15 protein-coding genes and 2 pseudogenes are annotated in these 16794 nt (G+C 68.0%); 14 read left to right on the top strand and 3 right to left on the bottom strand.

Translation table 11 applies throughout. The features are described from left to right. Positions 1–632: 632 nt before the first annotated feature. Positions 633–1040, bottom strand: coding sequence for a hypothetical protein (locus GA0074692_RS34730; protein WP_176738447.1), 408 nt, complete (start codon positions 1038–1040; stop codon positions 633–635). On the opposite strand from GA0074692_RS34730, the gene GA0074692_RS36935 reads away from it, so the two are divergent. Then, the gene (locus tag GA0074692_RS36935) at positions 1030–1689 is read left to right on the top strand and encodes a hypothetical protein (RefSeq protein WP_245730299.1); all 660 of its coding nucleotides are present in this window, start codon (positions 1030–1032) and stop codon (positions 1687–1689) included. The genes GA0074692_RS34730 and GA0074692_RS36935 overlap by 11 nt on opposite strands. Before the next feature lie 416 nt (positions 1690–2105). Here GA0074692_RS36935 and GA0074692_RS33965 read toward each other — a convergent pair whose 3' ends face one another. After that, a complete protein-coding gene (locus GA0074692_RS33965) occupies positions 2106–2849 on the bottom strand; it encodes a hypothetical protein (RefSeq protein WP_141725281.1) in 744 nt (247 codons plus the stop codon). A gap of 17 nt (positions 2850–2866) precedes the next feature. Next, the gene (locus tag GA0074692_RS13585; protein WP_218106658.1) at positions 2867–3433 is read right to left on the bottom strand and encodes an RNA polymerase sigma factor; all 567 of its coding nucleotides are present in this window, start codon (positions 3431–3433) and stop codon (positions 2867–2869) included. Positions 3434–3569: 136 nt separating this feature from the next. Here GA0074692_RS13585 and GA0074692_RS13580 point away from each other — a divergent pair. The 13 genes and pseudogenes from GA0074692_RS13580 (at position 3570) to GA0074692_RS13520 (ending at position 16791) form a co-directional block, all read left to right on the top strand. Continuing rightward, positions 3570–5104, top strand: a pseudogene (locus tag GA0074692_RS13580) (ISL3 family transposase). A gap of 337 nt (positions 5105–5441) precedes the next feature. Then, on the top strand, positions 5442–6386 hold the full coding sequence (locus tag GA0074692_RS13575) for a sulfotransferase domain-containing protein (RefSeq protein ID WP_091644442.1): 945 nt from the start codon (positions 5442–5444) through the stop codon (positions 6384–6386). 208 nt (positions 6387–6594) lie between these two features. Beyond that, positions 6595–6822 carry a hypothetical protein gene (locus GA0074692_RS13570; RefSeq protein WP_176738446.1) on the top strand — a complete coding sequence of 76 codons (228 nt, stop codon included), beginning with the start codon at positions 6595–6597 and terminating at the stop codon, positions 6820–6822. Between the two features lie 119 nt (positions 6823–6941). Beyond that, a pseudogene (locus GA0074692_RS36015) lies at positions 6942–7076 on the top strand (IS5 family transposase); the annotation flags it as partial. Between the two features lie 578 nt (positions 7077–7654). Further along, positions 7655–8539 carry an ABC transporter permease gene (locus GA0074692_RS13560; protein WP_141725280.1) on the top strand — a complete coding sequence of 295 codons (885 nt, stop codon included), beginning with the start codon at positions 7655–7657 and terminating at the stop codon, positions 8537–8539. Between the two features lie 102 nt (positions 8540–8641). Next, on the top strand, positions 8642–9367 hold the full coding sequence (locus tag GA0074692_RS13555; RefSeq protein WP_245730298.1) for an ABC transporter ATP-binding protein: 726 nt from the start codon (positions 8642–8644) through the stop codon (positions 9365–9367). Further along, positions 9364–10185: an ABC transporter permease gene (locus GA0074692_RS13550; protein ID WP_091644430.1), complete on the top strand. Its 822-nt coding sequence runs from the start codon at positions 9364–9366 to the stop codon at positions 10183–10185. The genes GA0074692_RS13555 and GA0074692_RS13550 overlap by 4 nt, the downstream gene beginning before the upstream one ends. A 32-nt stretch (positions 10186–10217) precedes the next feature. Further along, positions 10218–11381, top strand: a complete 1164-nt coding sequence (locus GA0074692_RS13545; protein ID WP_091644425.1) for an ABC transporter substrate-binding protein — start codon at positions 10218–10220, stop codon at positions 11379–11381. Between the two features lie 135 nt (positions 11382–11516). Next, positions 11517–12284: an IclR family transcriptional regulator gene (locus GA0074692_RS13540; RefSeq protein ID WP_176738445.1), complete on the top strand. Its 768-nt coding sequence runs from the start codon at positions 11517–11519 to the stop codon at positions 12282–12284. Between the two features lie 58 nt (positions 12285–12342). Then, the gene (locus GA0074692_RS13535) at positions 12343–13827 is read left to right on the top strand and encodes an NAD-dependent succinate-semialdehyde dehydrogenase (protein ID WP_245730297.1); all 1485 of its coding nucleotides are present in this window, start codon (positions 12343–12345) and stop codon (positions 13825–13827) included. Further along, positions 13821–14651, top strand: coding sequence for a nitrilase family protein (locus GA0074692_RS13530; protein ID WP_091644418.1), 831 nt, complete (start codon positions 13821–13823; stop codon positions 14649–14651). The genes GA0074692_RS13535 and GA0074692_RS13530 overlap by 7 nt, the downstream gene beginning before the upstream one ends. 192 nt (positions 14652–14843) lie before the next feature. Continuing rightward, positions 14844–15407, top strand: a complete 564-nt coding sequence (locus GA0074692_RS13525) for an amino acid synthesis family protein (RefSeq protein ID WP_091644415.1) — start codon at positions 14844–14846, stop codon at positions 15405–15407. 28 nt (positions 15408–15435) lie between these two features. Further along, on the top strand, positions 15436–16791 hold the full coding sequence (locus tag GA0074692_RS13520) for an aminotransferase class III-fold pyridoxal phosphate-dependent enzyme (RefSeq protein WP_091644411.1): 1356 nt from the start codon (positions 15436–15438) through the stop codon (positions 16789–16791). The last annotated feature ends 3 nt before the right edge of the window (positions 16792–16794 follow it).

The following is a 16794-nucleotide window of genomic DNA, read 5'->3' as shown; positions in this document are numbered from 1 at the left end:
GCACGAGCACCCCGAACTGCCAGCGGACACGGTTCTTGCCCGACGACCGCCGATAGGGGTAGAGCAGATATCCCTCGTACAGGACCGCCTCCGCGATCGCCTCGGCGTCCGCGATGCCGGCGCTTGGGCGAGATGTCTGCATGGTGTTCCATCCCCTCCATGAGCACGGGACCCGCTCGGGCAAGCGGTCACCCTGGTCTAGCCCCCTGGGCGGAGCAGCCGTAAGTGCCCCAGGTCCGTAGATGACGACAGTCGCCACAAGACCGGGTGAGCAGCGCAGTGGTGCGCCCGCCGCCCGCCCCGCGCCCGACGGCACCCGTGGTCAGGGTCGGGTGGCGGGCCTCGGCACGGTGACGCTGCTCGTGTCCGGCGGCCGGAGACAGCCGGCATCGGCGGAACCTCTGACCGAGGCGGTGTCGGCAACAGGCCGTACGACGGTGGACGAACTTCCGGGACCGGAACTGGACGGATTCAACCGATCGTCGCAACACCTTGTCGGAGAAGTGGAGCGATGGCGTACGGGCTAGGGCAGAAGCGGGTTCGGGAGTATCGGGGTCAGAATTCCTTCGCCGGGACGACCGACGGTGGCGCTGCTGCGACGTCCTCTACGTCATGCTCCGCGACAAGATCCCCTACCAACCCCGCCCGACGAACTCCACCGTCGGCGGCAGCGACCGCGGACCCGGAAAGATCAGCGGCTCGAGGGTTCCGACGTGGCCGCCATCCTCGACGTGCACTTCGGCAAGGCCGATGCGGCGCCGAGCGAACTCGTTGGCGCGTTCCATGATGTCGACGTCCCGATCCATCACAACGAGCACATCGCTGCAGCGGCGCTGCGTGCGGACCGGCAGCGGGTGCGGCAGACCGGGCGGTGGCTGGTGCGGCACCGCACTGATCGATGCGCGGCCACTGTCGGGTTGGCGCTGCTCGCCACCGATTGGCAGGAGGACGACATCCCGCTGATCCAGACCATCGGTCTGCTGTCGCACCGGTTCGGGCCACTGGCCGCCGAGGCGCTGCGGTGCGGTCGTGCTGGACACCTCCGGATCCATGAACCACGAACTGCTCGGCAAGGCACTCGGCGTCATCGCCTCGTACGCCATCGCCCGTGACGTGCCCGCCGCCCGCGTGGTCTTCTGCGACGCACACCCCTACGACGCCGGATACCTGCCGGTGGAACAGATCGCCGGCCGGGTACGGGTCCGCGGGCGCGGCGGCACCGTGCTTCAACCCGGCATACACCTGCTGGAAACCGCCCCCGACTTCCCCACCGCCGCACCGATCCTGCTCATCACCGACGGACACTGCGACGTCGTACGCATCCGCCGCGAACACGCCTTCCTCATCCCGGAAGCCGCCCGGCTACCCTTCACACCCCGCGGCCCCGTCTTCCGACATGTGGGCGAACGACTTCAGGTTCTCGTCGCAGGCGTCCCACTTCTGCAGCTTGCCGCCGAGGCCGAAGCTGGCGAACAGCACTTTGGGGTTGTGCCAGTAGACGCCCACCGCCGTCGGCACCTTGCCCAGTTTCTTCTCGATCATCCGCTTGATCAGCGCTCCCTTGACGCCGGTGATCTCGGCCGGGGGGATGCGGGTCGTGTGCTCCATGTCTCCTCCTGTGTCGGCGGCTTTGCCGGCGGGTTGGTAGGTCGTCACGCCATGGAGACACCGGCCGGGCCGCGGATGTGACATCGAGCGGGAGAAACGGTCGGTCTGTTCGTCGTAGACGGCGTCGGTGTACTCCAACGTCGTCCAGGCCTTTTCGGGATCGAGGAGATCGCGGTCTTGACCTTGGCGTCCAAGCGCACGGTGACCAGACGTCCGCGGCCGGCTTGAGTGCCGAGGCCGGGGCGCAGCAGAACGACCTGCCGTACGGGCAAGCGGAACGCGGCAGATCCGGATGGTGGCCAGCGAACGAGCACAACCATCGCGAACGCGCTGTCCGCGGCAGATCAGGACATCGGGTCGACGAGGCCATAACGTTCACCGTGTTGGGTGACGTGTTGACGGGAGATAACTCCGTTACGAAGGCCATGAATGCTGCGTGACCGATTCGGAGATGATGGCGTTACTGGGAAGCCCGGGTTGGTGCGCGTCGTTGAGGCTCAACCGCCGGCGCTGGGGCGCCCGAGCGTCTTCAGGTTGGGCAGCGACCGTTCCGCCATCACCACTCCGGCAGCGCTGTACCCGACCAAGACCGGCGGGTCGACGCTCTCGTTGGCGAGATACCAGAAGAAGAACAACTCTTCGGCGCGGACGGCTGACCGTACAGTGCCGTCGGGCAGTCGCAGTTCCGCCCGTACCGCATTCCCGGCGGCCGTCCACATCGTGTGTATTCCCTGGCCGTCCGCCGAGCCGCCTATGCTGCTGAAGGACTCCTTGCCTTGGTCGCCGTCAGCACACTGCCCCCCGGCAAGCGTGAAACTTGTCGGGGCTGGCCGGTCGAGGTCACCGGGTGGCTCGAACATCGGAGCGATGCAGGTGGTGCCGCCCTGGCTCTTGGCTGACCAGATGGTCAGTACAGTGCCGTCGGGACCCGGTGCCTGGGCAACTCGTCGTGCTGTCTGGACGTCCACCACGCCGCCGGTTTCGGTAGCCCAGAACGACAACGGCTTGGTGAACGACTCAGGCAGCAGTCCTCCGGCGGCGGCGACGCTCGCACCCGACACGACAAGCCCGGCGGTCAACGCGGCAGTGAGCACGACTCGTCGCCTGCGCGACCGTTGAGGTGCCTCCGGCGGTTCGGCGGCGGTGGCGATCAACAGACGTTCCAGCGCCGCTTTCCTCGCCGAGGCAGGCCAATGGGCATCGATCGTGGTAGCCGGCCTGAGTTTCTCAACGATGATCATCGTGTCACGGTCCGTGGTCAACTGGTGCCTCCTGCGAGTGGCAGTGGACGTTGGGCGGCGTCGGCGTGGGGCGGCGCATCCGGCTCGCCATCAACGCACAGTCGCCGCCGCGCCCTGAACAGACGCACGTGGAACGCCGGGAGTGAGCAGCCCGCCACTCGCGCCGCCTGCTCCGGGGTCAAGCCGTCCCAGGTGATCAGCAGTAGCGCCTCCCGCTCCTTGGGGGTCAGCGCCGCCAACTGGGTCAGTACGGTTGCGCGCTCCGTGGCGAGAACGTCGGCGGCGGCCGCCGGCTCCGCGACCTGCCGCAACCGTTCTAGTTCGACGGCCACCCGCGCCTGCCGACGTCCTGACCGACGCAGGTTGGAGATGGTGTTGCGGGCGACCACGAGCAACCACGGCAAGGGTTCGTCCGGGACGCTGGCGAGCTTCCGCCATGCCACCAGGAACGTCTCCGACACCACATCCTGCGCCGAATCGGAGTCAACATGTCGCAACGCGTACGCCATCACCCGTGGTCCGTGCTCGGTCCACAGCGCCACGAATCGCTGTTCATGCCGCTCAGCCGTGTGGTCTTCTCTCACACCACGTAGTGTCCGGCCACACTCCGAAACTTACGGCGACCTCCGAGAGGTTGAGCCGCAGGCGGGACTGTAAAACGAACGGCCCTGTCTCACATTCGGTGGTGACGGAGGGTGGCGGGGTGTCGTTGCTTCCTATGTGGAGGACGTCAACGAGCTTGTACAGACGGTGTTCTCGGGGCTGTCCCCGCTGGTCATCGAGGACGTGGTCGACGAGGGTGAGCGGATCGTGGTGCGAGCCCGGGCGCCGCACGACATCGCGGTCTGCCCGATGTGCGGGGCCTCGTCGGGACGGGTCCACGGCTATCACTGGCGGACGGTGGCCGACGTTCCGGTCGATGGGCGCCGGGTGGTGGTCCGCGTTCGGGTGCGACGTCTGGTGTGCCCGACGCGCGGCTGCCGCCACACCTTCCGTGAACAGGTTCCCGGGGTACTGGAGCGATACCAGCGACGCACGGCCCGCTTGAACAGGCAGGTCAAAGCCGTGGTCAAGGAGTTGGCGGGTCGGGCGGGCTCGCGTTTGCTGGCGATACTCGCTATGGGCCTGTCCCGTCATACGGCCCTTCGCGCCCTGCTGCGCATCCCGTTGCCCACCGGGCAGATGCCCCGGTAATAGGCGTTGACGATTTTGCTCTGCGCCGCCGGCACCGCTATGCCACCGTGGTGATCGACGCCGAGACCCATGAACGAATCGAGGTACTGCCCGACCGCACCGCCGACACCCTCGAAGCGTGGCTGCGTAAGCATCCCAGCGTCGAGGTCGTGTGCCGCGACGGCTCGGCCACCTACGCCGAGGCCATCCGCCGCGCCCTGCCCAACGCGGTGCAGGTCGCGGACAGATCGCACCTGTGGCACAACCTATGCGAAGCCACCCGGAGCGAGGTGAAGGCGCACAGCACCTGCTGGGCCCCCGTACTGGACGCACCCATCTACGACGGGCCCCGCGCGCAGACGACCCTGCAACGCTGGCACCAGGTCCACCGCCTGCTCGACCAGGGCGTGGGCCTGCTGGAGTGCGCCCGCCGTCTGCAGTTGGCCCTGAACACCATCAAGCGCTACGCGCGCACCGACCGGCCCGAACGGATGCTCCGCGTCCCCAAGTACCGCGCCAGCCTCGTCGACCCCCACCGCGAACACCTGCGCAAACGTCGAGCCAAAGACCCCGGCGTCCCCATCGCGCACCTCTTCGAAGAGATCAAGGCCCTCGGCTACACCGGCTGCCTGAACCTCCTGCACAAGTACATCAACCAAGGCCGCGCGGACACCGACCGCAGCCACATCTCCCCGCGCCGGCTCGCCCGGATGACCCTCACCAGGCCCGACAACCTCAAGCCCGAGCATCGAGATCTCCTGGCCCGGCTCGCCGCAGCCTGCCCCGAAATAACCCAACTGGCCGCCGTTGTCGAGGGCTTCGCCGAACTCCTGACGCCTCAACCGGGAAACGCCGACCGGCTTTCGCTCTGGATCGTCCAGGTCCGCGCGGCCGATCTACCTCATCTGCACGCGTTCACCCGAGGCCTGGAACGGGACCGCGACGCCGTGAACGCCGCGCTCACGCTTCCCTACAGCAACGGCCCCACCGAAGGCGTCAACACCAAAACCAAACGGATCGCACGCCAAATGCACGGACGAGCCGGCTTCACCCTGCTCCGCCACCGCATCCTCCTCGGATAACAGCACGCTCCGTCACCACCGAATGTGAGACAGGGCCGTTCGTTTGACAGACCCTGATCCCGGTTACCCGCCTACGCTCCGGACCTCAACCCCACGAAGGCGTCTGGCGCTGGATGAACGCGGCCTGACCAACACCGCCGCCCGCGGTATCGACCACCTCGCTGAACTGGTCAAACGTCGACTACGCGCTTGTCAGCAACAGAACGATCTCCTCGCCGGCTTCTTCACCAGCACCGGCATGACCCTCGAACTCGAACCACCGAGATAGCTCGCACCTTGGCCCTTCATCGGCCCGCAGGCTGGTCGACGTCGCCCGGTTCGATAGGTTAGGTCTACTATGGACAGGCCAACCGAAAAGCAGGGAGGACCGTTGCGCCAACCGACGGTTCGGTACCAGAACGAGGTCATGGACAGCGGACGGTGGGAGGGTTTCCCGTTCCGCGAAGGTGACATCGTAGTTTCGACCCCCGCGAAGTGCGGGACGACGTGGACCCAGACGATCTGCGCCTTGTTGATCTTCCAGACACCGGAGCTGCCGGCACGGCTGGACGACCTCACCTACTGGCTCGACATGTTGACTCGCAGCCGGGACGACATCTTCGCGTTCTACGAGGCGCAGCGGCATCGCCGTTTCATCAAGACTCATACGCCCTTCGACGGGCTGCCCATCCATGATGGGGTGACCTACGTCGCGGTCGGTCGGGATCCCCGGGACGTCGCGATCTCCTGGGACGCCCATTTCCAGAACGTCGCCCAAGAGGCCTTCGACGCGATGCTGGCGGCCGGCGGTAGCCCGACCCAGGAGCCCGCCGATACGGCTCCGGCGCCTGCGGAGTCCGCGTACAACCGGTTCTGGGCCTGGCTGGAGGACACCAATGTGCAGGTGGGCCTGCCGTCGATGCTGCACCACCTGTCGGGGTTCTGGGCTGAGCGGGAGCGGCCCAACGTGCTGCTGCTGCACTACGACGATCTGAAGTCAGATCTTGAAGGCCAGATGAGGTTCCTCGCCGGGCGCCTCGGAATCGAGGTGTCGGAGTCGCGGTGGCCGGATCTGGTGCGGGCGGCGACATTCGACTCGATGCGCGGCCGGGCGGAGGCTCTGACCCCGGTCGCGGCGATGTGGCGCGATCCGAAGCGGTTCTTCAACCAGGGTGTCAGCGGCCAGTGGCGGGACCTGCTCGACGAAGATGACCTGCGACGATACGAGGATCGGGTCGCGAAGCTGGCCGAGCCCGACCTCATCGACTGGTTGCACCGCGGCCCCATCGTCCCCGCCCGCTGACCCTACGCCGCCCTCCTCCTCGCTATCCCGCCTTAGTGCTCCAGTCGTAGTTGTGTGGTCTGGAGTATTACCAGCTCATCGGCATGATCCGTGCCGAGGCACGGCAGGCAGGGAAACTGTCGATGTCGATGCTACGGGTCCGGCCGACGGCGCGATCGCACTGTCAGTCTGTTGTGCTCGGTCGTCGGACGGGCAGGCTCTTGCGTTTGTGTTGATCGATGAAATCGTCCGGTGGCGGACGGGTCTGGACGACCTGCTCGACCGCATCGCGCACCGGTTCGGCCGTTCGGAGCCCCGCCGGCAGACCCTCAGCTATTTGGTCGGGTTGCTGTCGCCGTTGGCGGCGAAGAACGGCTGGACCCTCGCGGAGGCGGCCGGTGACGCGACTCTGGACCGGATGCAGCGGCTGCTGGGCTCCGCACGCCATGCCAACTAAGGCGTGTTTCGTAAGTCAGGCTGGCAGCGTCGAGGTCACGGCGTGGCGGTGATCGACAGCTGAAGAGGTCTCCGGTATCTGGTTCTGCGACCAAGCAAGAACTTCATACCGGAGACCTCGTGCCCAGCGTAGCGGTGACGAGGCGGCATGACCTGACCGGCAGGCAGTGGGCTGTTCTGGCTCCGTTGCTGCCTGCCGCGCCGAGGACGGGTCGTCCGCCGAAGTGGGAGAAACGGCAGCTCATCGACGGGATCGGCGCGGTCGCGCGTAAGGCCTAGCTGTAGAGAGCCCGTGGCCTCTGGCACACATTCTGGATGTTCTCCAGGGGTTCGGGTAGGAGGAGCAGGTGTCGGGCCTTGCCGTCGACGTTGCCGGTGCACTGCTGCCGGGCGGTGCAGGCACGGCAATACGCCCCGCGACACAGCACCGACAGGCGAGGTTTGCCGTCTGCCACCGGCTTCCATCGCGGGCTCCCATCTACGCAACACGCCCATCACGGGCAAGTCGTACACCACTCCCGTGGACGCGACCTTCCGTTGGTGTTGGCTGCAGAGACGGCAGCTTGACCCGGATTGCGGTATCCGGCAGGTGACGCGGGTCGGGAGCGGCCTCCAGATGGTGATCCGATGTCCTGGTCAAACCGTTGACGTGGCCTGAGTCACGCTTCTATGGTGAACCACCAGTTCGCTCAGTGATCCGACCCGGCGGGGTCGACCGACGGATCTCACGCCAGACGACGCTTCCGAGGGATTCGGAGAGTGCCTGCATGACTGCGACAAGAACCGCCACTACACCGACTGCCGAGGCTGGACCGGCCGGGCAGGTGGAACGAGTGACTCTGCGCCGATCCGGGCGCCTGTCCGCCGCGAGGAAACGCGTGCTCAACGCCGTCGGGGCCGTATTGGTCGTGGCGGCGCTCGCCGGCCTCTGGGAGTGCTACAAGGCGCTGGGGCGCGCCGTCGATGACGTCGTGCCCGGCACCGGAATCGCCTTCCCGGTCGCCACCGACGATCTTTCGATGCCGCACGTCTGGTCGATTCTCGGCGCCCTGGTCGAGCCGGCCCGGCGGGGCGACTCGATGGCGCTGGGCAGCTATCTCCTCGGCGAGACCAGTGTGACGCTCCGCGAGGCGTTTTACGGTCTGGTGGCGGGCTCGTCGCTGGGCCTGGTGCTGGCGGTCGTCTTCCTGCACGTGGTACCGCTCAGCAAGGGACTGATGCCCTGGCTGGTCGCGTCACAGACGGTTCCCCTGGTGGCGATCGCACCGATGATCGTGATCTGGGGTGGGAAGGCCGGCGCGCCGCCCTGGGTGGCGGTGACCGGTATCGCCGCCTACCTCGCGTTCTTCCCGGTAACCATCAACGCCCTACGAGGCATGAAGTCACCGCCGAAGGTCCAGTTGGAGTTCATGCGCAGCGTAGGCGCGGGCCGCTGGCAGGTGCTGGGGTGGCTGCGGATCCCGGCAGCACTGCCCTTCGTGTTCGCCGGACTCCGGCTGGCCGCCACCGCGAGCGTGGTGGGCGCGATCGTGGGCGAGCTTTCCGCAGGCACCGGCCGGGGCATCGGCCGGGCGATCCTCACCTTCGCCTACTACTACTCGAACGGGCCGGAGAAGTTGTACGCGGCCGTCCTGGTTGCGGCGGCGGCCGGCATCGTGTTCGTGCAGTCCCTGGCACTCATCGAGCGCGTGGCGCTCCGGCACCGGCACACCCGGTGAACATTCCTTCCGCCTCAACAACACCTGGAGATGCTGATGTCTGAGGCCGCGATCATTTCCGTGCGAGGAGTCAACAAGCAGTTCACCGGCGGAAATCGTACGGTGACGGCACTTGAGGACATCGACCTGTCGATCAAGCGGGGCGAGTTCGTGTCCCTGCTCGGCCCGAGCGGCTGCGGCAAGAGCACTCTGCTGCGGGTCCTGGCCGACCTGACCGAGCCGACCAGCGGCACGGTGTCGCTGAACGGCAAGACGCCGGGCGCGGCACGGACGGACCGGGACTACGGCATGGTCTTCCAGCAGGCCGGCCTCTTCGAGTGGCGTACCGTCCAGCGCAACGTCGAGCTGCCGTTGCAGGTGGCCGGGGTGGACAAGCAGACCCGGCGGGCCAAGGCCCACGAGATGCTGGAACTGGTTCGCCTCTCCGACTTCTCCCGGCACTTTCCCTGGCAGCTCTCCGGCGGCATGCAGCAGCGGGTGGCGATCGCCCGCGCGCTGTCGGCGGACCCGGAGATTCTGTTCATGGACGAGCCGCTCGGCGCGCTCGACGAGATGAACCGCGAGCGGTTGCAGGGCGAGCTGCTGCGGATCTGGTCGGACACCCAGACCACCGTCGTGTTCGTCACGCACAGCATCTCCGAGGCGGTGTTCCTGTCGTCGCGGATCGTCGTGATGTCCGCGCGTCCCGGACGGATCGCCGCCAGCATCGACGTCGACCTGCCATACCCGCGCACGGCGGCGACCCGGACCACCGAGGCGTTCTTCGCCAAGGTCACCGAGGTGCGTACGACGCTGCACGGCGTCCCGGTCGAGCAGGCGGCCCGATGAGCACGGCGCGGCTAGCGCGGGACACGTCGCCCGGCGCCGGTGCCCGGTCGGCGGTCGGCCGGTTCCTCCCGGTTGTCCTCACCGCGCTGGTGATCATTGGCTCGTGGCAGGTGCTGGTGACCGTCTTCGACGTTCCGTCGTTCATCGTCCCGGCGCCGGCCGACATCTCGTCGGCGTTCCGGGCCGAGTTCGGCACGATCATGTCGGCGTCGGTGGTCACCGTGCAGGAGGTGCTCCTCGGCTTGGTCCTCGGCGCGGTAGCGGGGGTCATGGTGGCGTTGGCGCTCAGCCGGTTCCCGGGAGTGTCCGCGCCGGTGCTGACCGCGGCCGTCGTCATCAACTGCGCCCCGATCGTGGCCCTCGCGCCGATCTTCAACAACTGGTTCGGGGTCACCAACCCGATGTCGAAGGCCGGCGTGGCCGCGGTGATGGTCTTCTTCCCGGTGCTGGTCAACACCACCAGGGGACTTCTCCAGGTCTCACCCCTGCACCTGGAGATCATGCAATCGCTCGCGGCGCAGCCACGACAGGTGGCGCTCATGCTGCGGTTGCCCAACGCGTTGCCGTACCTGTTCAACGCGCTCAAGCTCGGCAGCACGCTCGCCGTGATCGGCGTGATTGTGACCGAGTACTTCGGGGGACCGAGCAACGCTCTCGGGGTGTACATCGCCTACCAGGCGGCCCTGCCCCGCTTTGAGTTCGCCTGGGCGGGGATCGCCGTGGCCAGCGCGCTCGGTCTGCTGCTGTTCGGTGTCACGTCTCTGTTGGAACGCCTCCTGATGCCCTGGCACGAGTCCCTGCACGACAGCGACTCGTGAGCCACGGGCCACCACGATCTGTTGGAGTCAGAATGGCCCTGCAACTATGGCGGACCCCGCGAAAGGGTCGCCCCGCCACAATCGCCACCGCCCTCACCGCCGTCCTGCTCGCCGCCTCGGCCTGCGGTGGCATGTCCGACACCCCGAGCGAGTCCGCGGCTGAGGCCGCCAAGAACTGCGAGTCGACCACCAAGGTCCGGGTGGTGCTCCAGTGGGTCGCCCAGGCCCAGTTCGCCGGCTACTACGCGGCCAAGGAGAAGGGTTACTACGCCGAGGAGTGTCTCGACGTCACCATCCAGGAGGGCGGCGTCAACATCGTTCCTCAGCAGGTGCTCTCCGCCGGCAACGCCGAGTTCGCGGTCAGCCACGTCACCAAGACGATGGTGACCCGGGAGCAGGGCGCGAATCTGGTGAACATCGGCCAGGTGTTCCAGCGTGGCGCCTATCTCCAGGTCGCCTGGGCCGACTCCGGCATCAAGGCGTTGACCGACCTGAAGGGTAAGAAGGTCGGGAGTTGGGGTTACGGCAACGAGCTCGTGCTGTTCGCAGCGATGAAGGACGCCGGCGTCGACCCGAGCCGCGACACGGAGATCATCCAGCAACCGTTCGACATGTCGCTGCTGCTCCGTCGGGAGATCGACGCCGGTCAGGCCAAGACCTACAACGAGTACGCCCAACTGCTGGAAACCAAGAACCCGAAGACGGGCAAGCTCTACCAGCCCTCGGACTTCTCGGTGATCAGTCTCCAGGACGCCGGCTACACCAGCCTGGAGGACGGCCTCTACGCCCGTGGTGACTGGCTGGGGGAGCAGGTCAACCAGGACACGGCGGTGAAGTTCCTGAAGGCGTCCTACCGCGGCTGGGGCTACTGTCGCGACGACCTGGCCGGCTGCGTCGACATCGTGCTCGACAACGGCAGTGCGCTGGGGCAGGGGCACCAGACCTGGATGCTCAACGAGATCAACAAGCTGATCTGGCCCGCGACCAAGGGCGTGGGAATGATGGACCAGGCGGCCTGGGACCAGACGATCAAGATCGCGATCGGTGGGGGCGTGCTGAAGAACGTTCCGGACAAGGACGCGTTCCGCACCGATCTGTCGCAGCGCGCGAACGACGAACTCAAGGCCGACGGCTTCGACGTCAGCGGGACCTCCTACACACCGCAGGCTGTGACGATCACGGAAGGCGGGAAGTAGGCGAGCGGCGTGTGCCGGGCGGCGCCGCCGTTCGGCACACGTCCGCAGCCAATGACGCCTGCCAAGATATGGGCCGTATCCCTTGGCCGATGGCAATTGATGGAGGTAGCAATGGCGCCCAGTGAGGCGGGGCTGGTGCGACGTACGATCTGGCTCCTGCGGGCCGTGGCAGCTCACCCCGAGGGTGTCGGACTCAGCGAGGTGGCCCGGGAGGCGGGTATCCCCAAGGCCACCTGCTACCGGGTGCTCACCGTGCTGGAGCGGGAGAGTTGGCTCACCCTCGATCCGGTGACCCGTCGCTACCGGGTGTCGCTCGGACTGCTCTCCATCGTGGGCGGTCTGCTCGACGGCGGCGGCGCGTACGGGCACATGCGGGAGGTGCTGCGGAACCTGGCGGAGGAGACCAGGGAGACCGCGGGCTTCGACGTGCTGCTTCCACCGAAGGTGATGGTCGTCGCCCAGGTGCCGGGGCCGTCGCTGATCGGGCAGACGCTCAAGCCGGTACCCCGTACCCAGCCGGTGTGGGCGACCTCCACGGGGAAGGTGCTGCTGGCGGCGCTGAACCCGGATTCGGTGCGGGCCGACTTCACCGAGGAGTTCGCCGAGCACGCCCCGCCGGAGGCAGGAGACCTGGAGTCCTTCATGGGCTCGCTGGAGGCGGTTCGGAACCGGGGGTTCGCCTTCGCGTACGACGAGCTGGAGATCGGGGCGGCGTCGGTCGCCGCACCGGTGCGCCTGCGAGGGACGACGCCGTACGCGGTCTGGATCGGCGGGCCCACCTACCGGATCACCCGCGACCGCATCGACATCATGGCGGAGTCGGTGATCAAGGCCGCACGACAGCTCACCGACCTGCTCAGCAACGCTGACATCGATATCCCGAGTGCCTTTGCCAGACGCTAGGGCACCCGCCGACCGTACCGGCTCGCCCGTGGCGAGGCCTGCGGTGAAGGAGGAAGCAATGGCCGTACCAGCCGAGGCGTTGGCGGCGGCGATGACCGTGGTCGACAAGACCCCCAAGGGCCTGTACGTCGACGGCGAGTGGCGCGCGGGCCGGGACGGTGCCGTCCTGGCCGTGGAGGACCCGGCGACGGGGTCGACGATCGCCGAGGTGGCGGACGCCTCGGTCGCCGACGGGCTGGACGCCCTGGCCGCCGCCACCCGTGCCCAGTCCGGCTGGGCCGCCACCCCGCCCCGAGAACGGGGAGAGGTGCTGCGCCGGGCGTTCGACCTGGTCATCGAACGCCGGGACGACCTGGCCCGGATGATGACCCTGGAGATGGGCAAGGCGTTCGCGGAGTCCCAGGCCGAGGTTACCTACGCCGCGGAGTTTCTCCGCTGGTTCGCCGAGGAGGCGGTCCGGATCGACGGGGGCTACCTCACGGCACCGGCCGGGAACTCGCGCGTCGTCGTCCTGCGGCAGCCGGTCGGCCCCTGTCTACTGGTGACCCCGTGGAACTTTCCGATGGCGATGGGCACCCGCAAGATCGGTCCCGCCCTGGCGGCCGGCTGCACCGTCGTGGTCAAGCCGGCCAAGCAGACCCCGCTGTCGATGCTGGCGTTGGTGGAGATCCTGGAGCGGGCCGGCCTGCCGCGTGGTGTGGTCAACGTGCTCACCACCTCGCAGTCCGGCCGGGTCACCTCGGCGCTGCTCGCCGACGACCGGTTGCGCAAGCTGTCGTTCACCGGCTCGACCCCGGTCGGTCGGACGCTGCTCGCCCAGTCCGCGCAGCGGGTGCTGCGCACGTCGATGGAGCTGGGCGGGAACGCGCCGTTCATCGTGTTCGACGACGCCGACCTGGAGCTGGCGGTCGAGGGGGCCGTGCAGGCGAAGATGCGCAACGTGGGTGAGGCGTGCACCGCCGCGAACCGGTTCTACGTGCAGCGGTCGGTGGCGCAGCGGTTCGTCGGCGCGCTGGCCGAGCGGCTGCAGGGGCTGCGCGTCGGTCACGGGCTGGACCCCTCGGCCGAGGTGGGGCCGCTTATCGACCAGGCCGCGGTGGCGTCGGTTGCTCAGTTGGTCACCGATGCGACGCAGGCGGGGGCGAGCGTCGTCACCGGCGGCGGACCGATCGCCGGGGAGGGCCACTTCTTCGCGCCGACTGTCCTGTCTGGAGTGCCCGACGGCGCCCGGTGCGTCCGGGAGGAAATCTTCGGCCCGGTCGCCCCGGTCGTGGTCTTCGACGACGAGGACGAGGCGGTCGGCAGGGCCAACGCCTCGGAGTATGGCCTCGCCGCGTATGTCTTCACGGAGAACCTCGGCCGTGGCCTGCGGGTGACCGAGCGCCTCGAGAGCGGGATGGTGGGGCTCAACCAGGGCATCATCTCGAACCCGGCGGCACCGTTCGGCGGGGTCAAGCAGTCCGGTCTCGGGCGCGAGGGCGGCAAGGCCGGCATCGACGAGTACCTGAACATCAAGTATGCGGCGGTACGGGCGTCATGGTGACCAGGTTCCTGCTCGCCGGGGTCCAACTGGAGCCGGTCTTCGGTGACATCCCGGTGAACATCGCCAAGACCTCGTACTGGATCCGGGAGGCGGCGGGCCGTGGGGCCCGGCTCGTGGTGTTGCCGGAGGCGGCCTCGGCGGGATACGTCTTCGCCCACCGGGCGGAGGCCGCGCACCATGCCCAGCCGGTGCCGGACGGCCCTACGGTCGCCGCCTGGGCGAGGCTCGCCGCCGAGCTGGACGTGTGGATCGTGGGTGGGGTCACCGAGCGGGACGGGGACCGGGTCTTCAACGCGGCAGTGCTGCTTGGCCCTACCGGCCATGTCGGAACCTTCCGCAAGGCCCATCTGTGGAACGACGAGAAGGAGATCTACGACCGTAACGGGGAAGGCTTCCCGGTCTTCGACACGCCGCTGGGTCGGATCGGGATCGGGATCTGCTACGACGCCTGGTTCCCCGAGACGTTCCGCAGCGCGGCGTTGCAGGGTGCCGACCTGGTGGTGTTGCCGTCGAACTGGGTGCCGGTGCCTGGGCAGCCCGAGACCGCCCCAGCGATGGCGAACCTCATGTGCATGACCGGGGCGCACTCCAACCAGTGCTACGTCGCCGGGGTCAGCCGGATCGGAGTCGAGCGGGGGCAGACGTTCGTCGGCCGGTCCGTCCTCGTGGGACCCGACGGTTGGCCGCTCGCCGGCCCGGCGAGCCCGGACCGGGAGGAACTCTTGCTGGCGGAGGTGGACCTGATCGGCTCGCGTGCCGAACGGTTGCACAACCCGTTCAACCAGCCAGTGGCCGACCGGCGGACTGACCTCTACGTCTATTGACGGACCGGCCGTGAGCTGAGCCGGGGCCCGTCTCGCCGGTAGGGGGCGGAGTCCTTCGTGACCTGCGGGGATCGGGCGACGCGCGGGCACTCCGGGCCCCGGGATCTGTCCTTGAAGGCTATTGACTTCGCTCTTCCCGCAGAACCAATATATGAACCGATGGTCCATCCAGTGAACCACTAAGGAGTGATCGTGGGCGTCCGTGTTCGCAAGCTGATCCGTCACCTCGAAGAGACGCGACTGGAGAACGGCAGGGCGGTGCAGCCGGTGCACCGGATCGCCTTCGCCGGCGTGGTCATCGAGAATCCCTACCCCAGCGAGTACGTCCAGGACCTGGTCACCCTCGCCGACGAGATCGGTGAGGAGATCGGCAACCTGGTCGGCCCCGCCTGCGTGGAACTGCTCGGCGAGGAGGTCGAGGCGTTCGGCAAGGCGGCGCTCGTCGGGATCGACGGCGAGGTCGAGCACGGCTCGGCGCTGATCCACAACCTCCGCTTCGGCAACGCCTTCCGCAACCCGGCCGGCGGCACCGAACTGCTGCCCGCCGCCGAGAAGGTCGGCCTGCCCGGCAGCCCCATCGACATCCCGCTCAAGCACAAGCTGGACGCCAAGACCCGCTCGCACCACCAGACGGTGACCCTCCAGGTAGCCGACGTGCCGCGGCCCCGGGAGATCCTCGTGGTCTGCGCCGCGTCGAACGCCGGACGCCCGCTGGCCCGGCTCGCCGCCTTCGGCGCCGAGCTGAAGAGCAACTGACCCAGCCGGACGGGACGGAGGCCAGCCGATGACGATCACCGACACCGACACCTGGACCAGCCAGCGGGTCAAAGAAATCGACAGGGAGTACGTCATCCACTCCTGGTCGGTGCAGGGCGCGCTCGACCCCATCCCCGTGGCCGGCGGATCCGGATCGTGGTTCTGGGACTACGACGGCCGCCGCTACCTCGACTTCCAGTCACAACTGGTCAACCTGAACCTGGGTCACCAGCACCCCCGACTGGTCGAGGCCATCCGCGCCCAGGCCGAGCAACTCTGCTACATCGGACCCGGCTTCGCCGAGCGCTCCCGGGCGGAGCTGGCCGAGCTGATGGCCGAACTGACCCCCGGCGACCTGAAGATGAGCTTCTTCACCACCGGCGGAGCGGCAGCCAACGAGAACGCCATCCGACTGGCCCGGCACGTCACCGGCCGGCAGAAGATCATCGCCCGCTACCGCTCGTACCACGGCGCCACGGCGGGCGCGATGTCGCTGACCGGCGACCCGCGCCGATGGGCGGCCGAGCCGGGGATGACCGGTGTGGTGCGCATGCTCGACCCCTACACCTACCGGTGCCCGGCCGGGCACCCCGACCCGTGCCCGGTCTGCTCCGGGGGGCCGCACCTGGAGGAGATCCTCCAGTACGAGAACCCGGAGACGGTCGCCGCAGTGATCATCGAACCGGTCACCGGCACGAACGGACTGCTCTACCCGCCGGACGGATACCTGCGGTCGCTGCGGGAGGTCTGCGACCGGCACGGCATCCTGCTCATCTTCGACGAGGTGATGGCGGGCTTCGGCCGTACCGGTGAGTGGTTCGCCTGCGACCACTGGGATGTCGTGCCCGACATCCTCACCACCGCCAAGGGGCTGAACTCCGGCTACGTACCCCTCGGGGCAATGACGGTCTCCGCCCGGATCTCCGACTGGCTGCGCGACCACATGTTCTGGGGCGGTCTGACCTACGCCGGACACCCGCTCGCCTGCGCCTCCGGCGTGGCCTCCCTGCGGATCATGCAGGACGAGGGCGTGGTGGAGAACGCGCGGGCAATGGGGGAGCGGCTCGGGGCCGGCCTGGCCAAGCTGGCGGAGAGCCACCCGAGCATCGGCGACATCCGTGGCCGGGGTCTGTTCTACGGCGTGGAGCTGGTGCGCGACCGCGACACCCGGGAGCCGCTCGTCCCGTTCAACGCCAAGGGCCCGGCGGCGGCCCCGGTCAGCCGCCTGCTCAAGGCCGCGATGCAGCAGGGCGTCTACCTGACCGCCAACTTCAACGTCCTGCGGCTGACCCCGCCGCTGGTGATCAACGCCGAGGAGATCGATCTCGCGCTCGGCGTCCTCGACGAGGTCCTGTCCCTCGCCGACGAGCACTACCAGGGCTGACGA

Origin of the sequence: Micromonospora pallida (genome assembly GCF_900090325.1) — a bacterium.
In the GTDB taxonomy this organism is placed as follows: domain Bacteria; phylum Actinomycetota; class Actinomycetes; order Mycobacteriales; family Micromonosporaceae; genus Micromonospora; species Micromonospora pallida.
This window is presented reverse-complemented; position numbering and strand designations above follow the sequence as displayed.

What these genes read in the sequence shown, in the direction of transcription:
- GA0074692_RS13545 (WP_091644425.1), top strand. Translation starts at nt 10,218, where the DNA reads ATGGCCCTGCAACTATGGCGGACCCCGCGAAAGGGTCGCCCCGCCACA.
- GA0074692_RS13535 (WP_245730297.1), top strand. Translation starts at nt 12,343, where the DNA reads ATGGCCGTACCAGCCGAGGCGTTGGCGGCGGCGATGACCGTGGTCGAC.
- GA0074692_RS33965 (WP_141725281.1), bottom strand. Translation starts at nt 2,849, where the DNA reads ATGATCATCGTTGAGAAACTCAGGCCGGCTACCACGATCGATGCCCAT.
- GA0074692_RS13550 (WP_091644430.1), top strand. Translation starts at nt 9,364, where the DNA reads ATGAGCACGGCGCGGCTAGCGCGGGACACGTCGCCCGGCGCCGGTGCC.
- GA0074692_RS13530 (WP_091644418.1), top strand. Translation starts at nt 13,821, where the DNA reads ATGGTGACCAGGTTCCTGCTCGCCGGGGTCCAACTGGAGCCGGTCTTC.
- GA0074692_RS13575 (WP_091644442.1), top strand. Translation starts at nt 5,442, where the DNA reads ATGGACAGGCCAACCGAAAAGCAGGGAGGACCGTTGCGCCAACCGACG.
- GA0074692_RS13520 (WP_091644411.1), top strand. Translation starts at nt 15,436, where the DNA reads ATGACGATCACCGACACCGACACCTGGACCAGCCAGCGGGTCAAAGAA.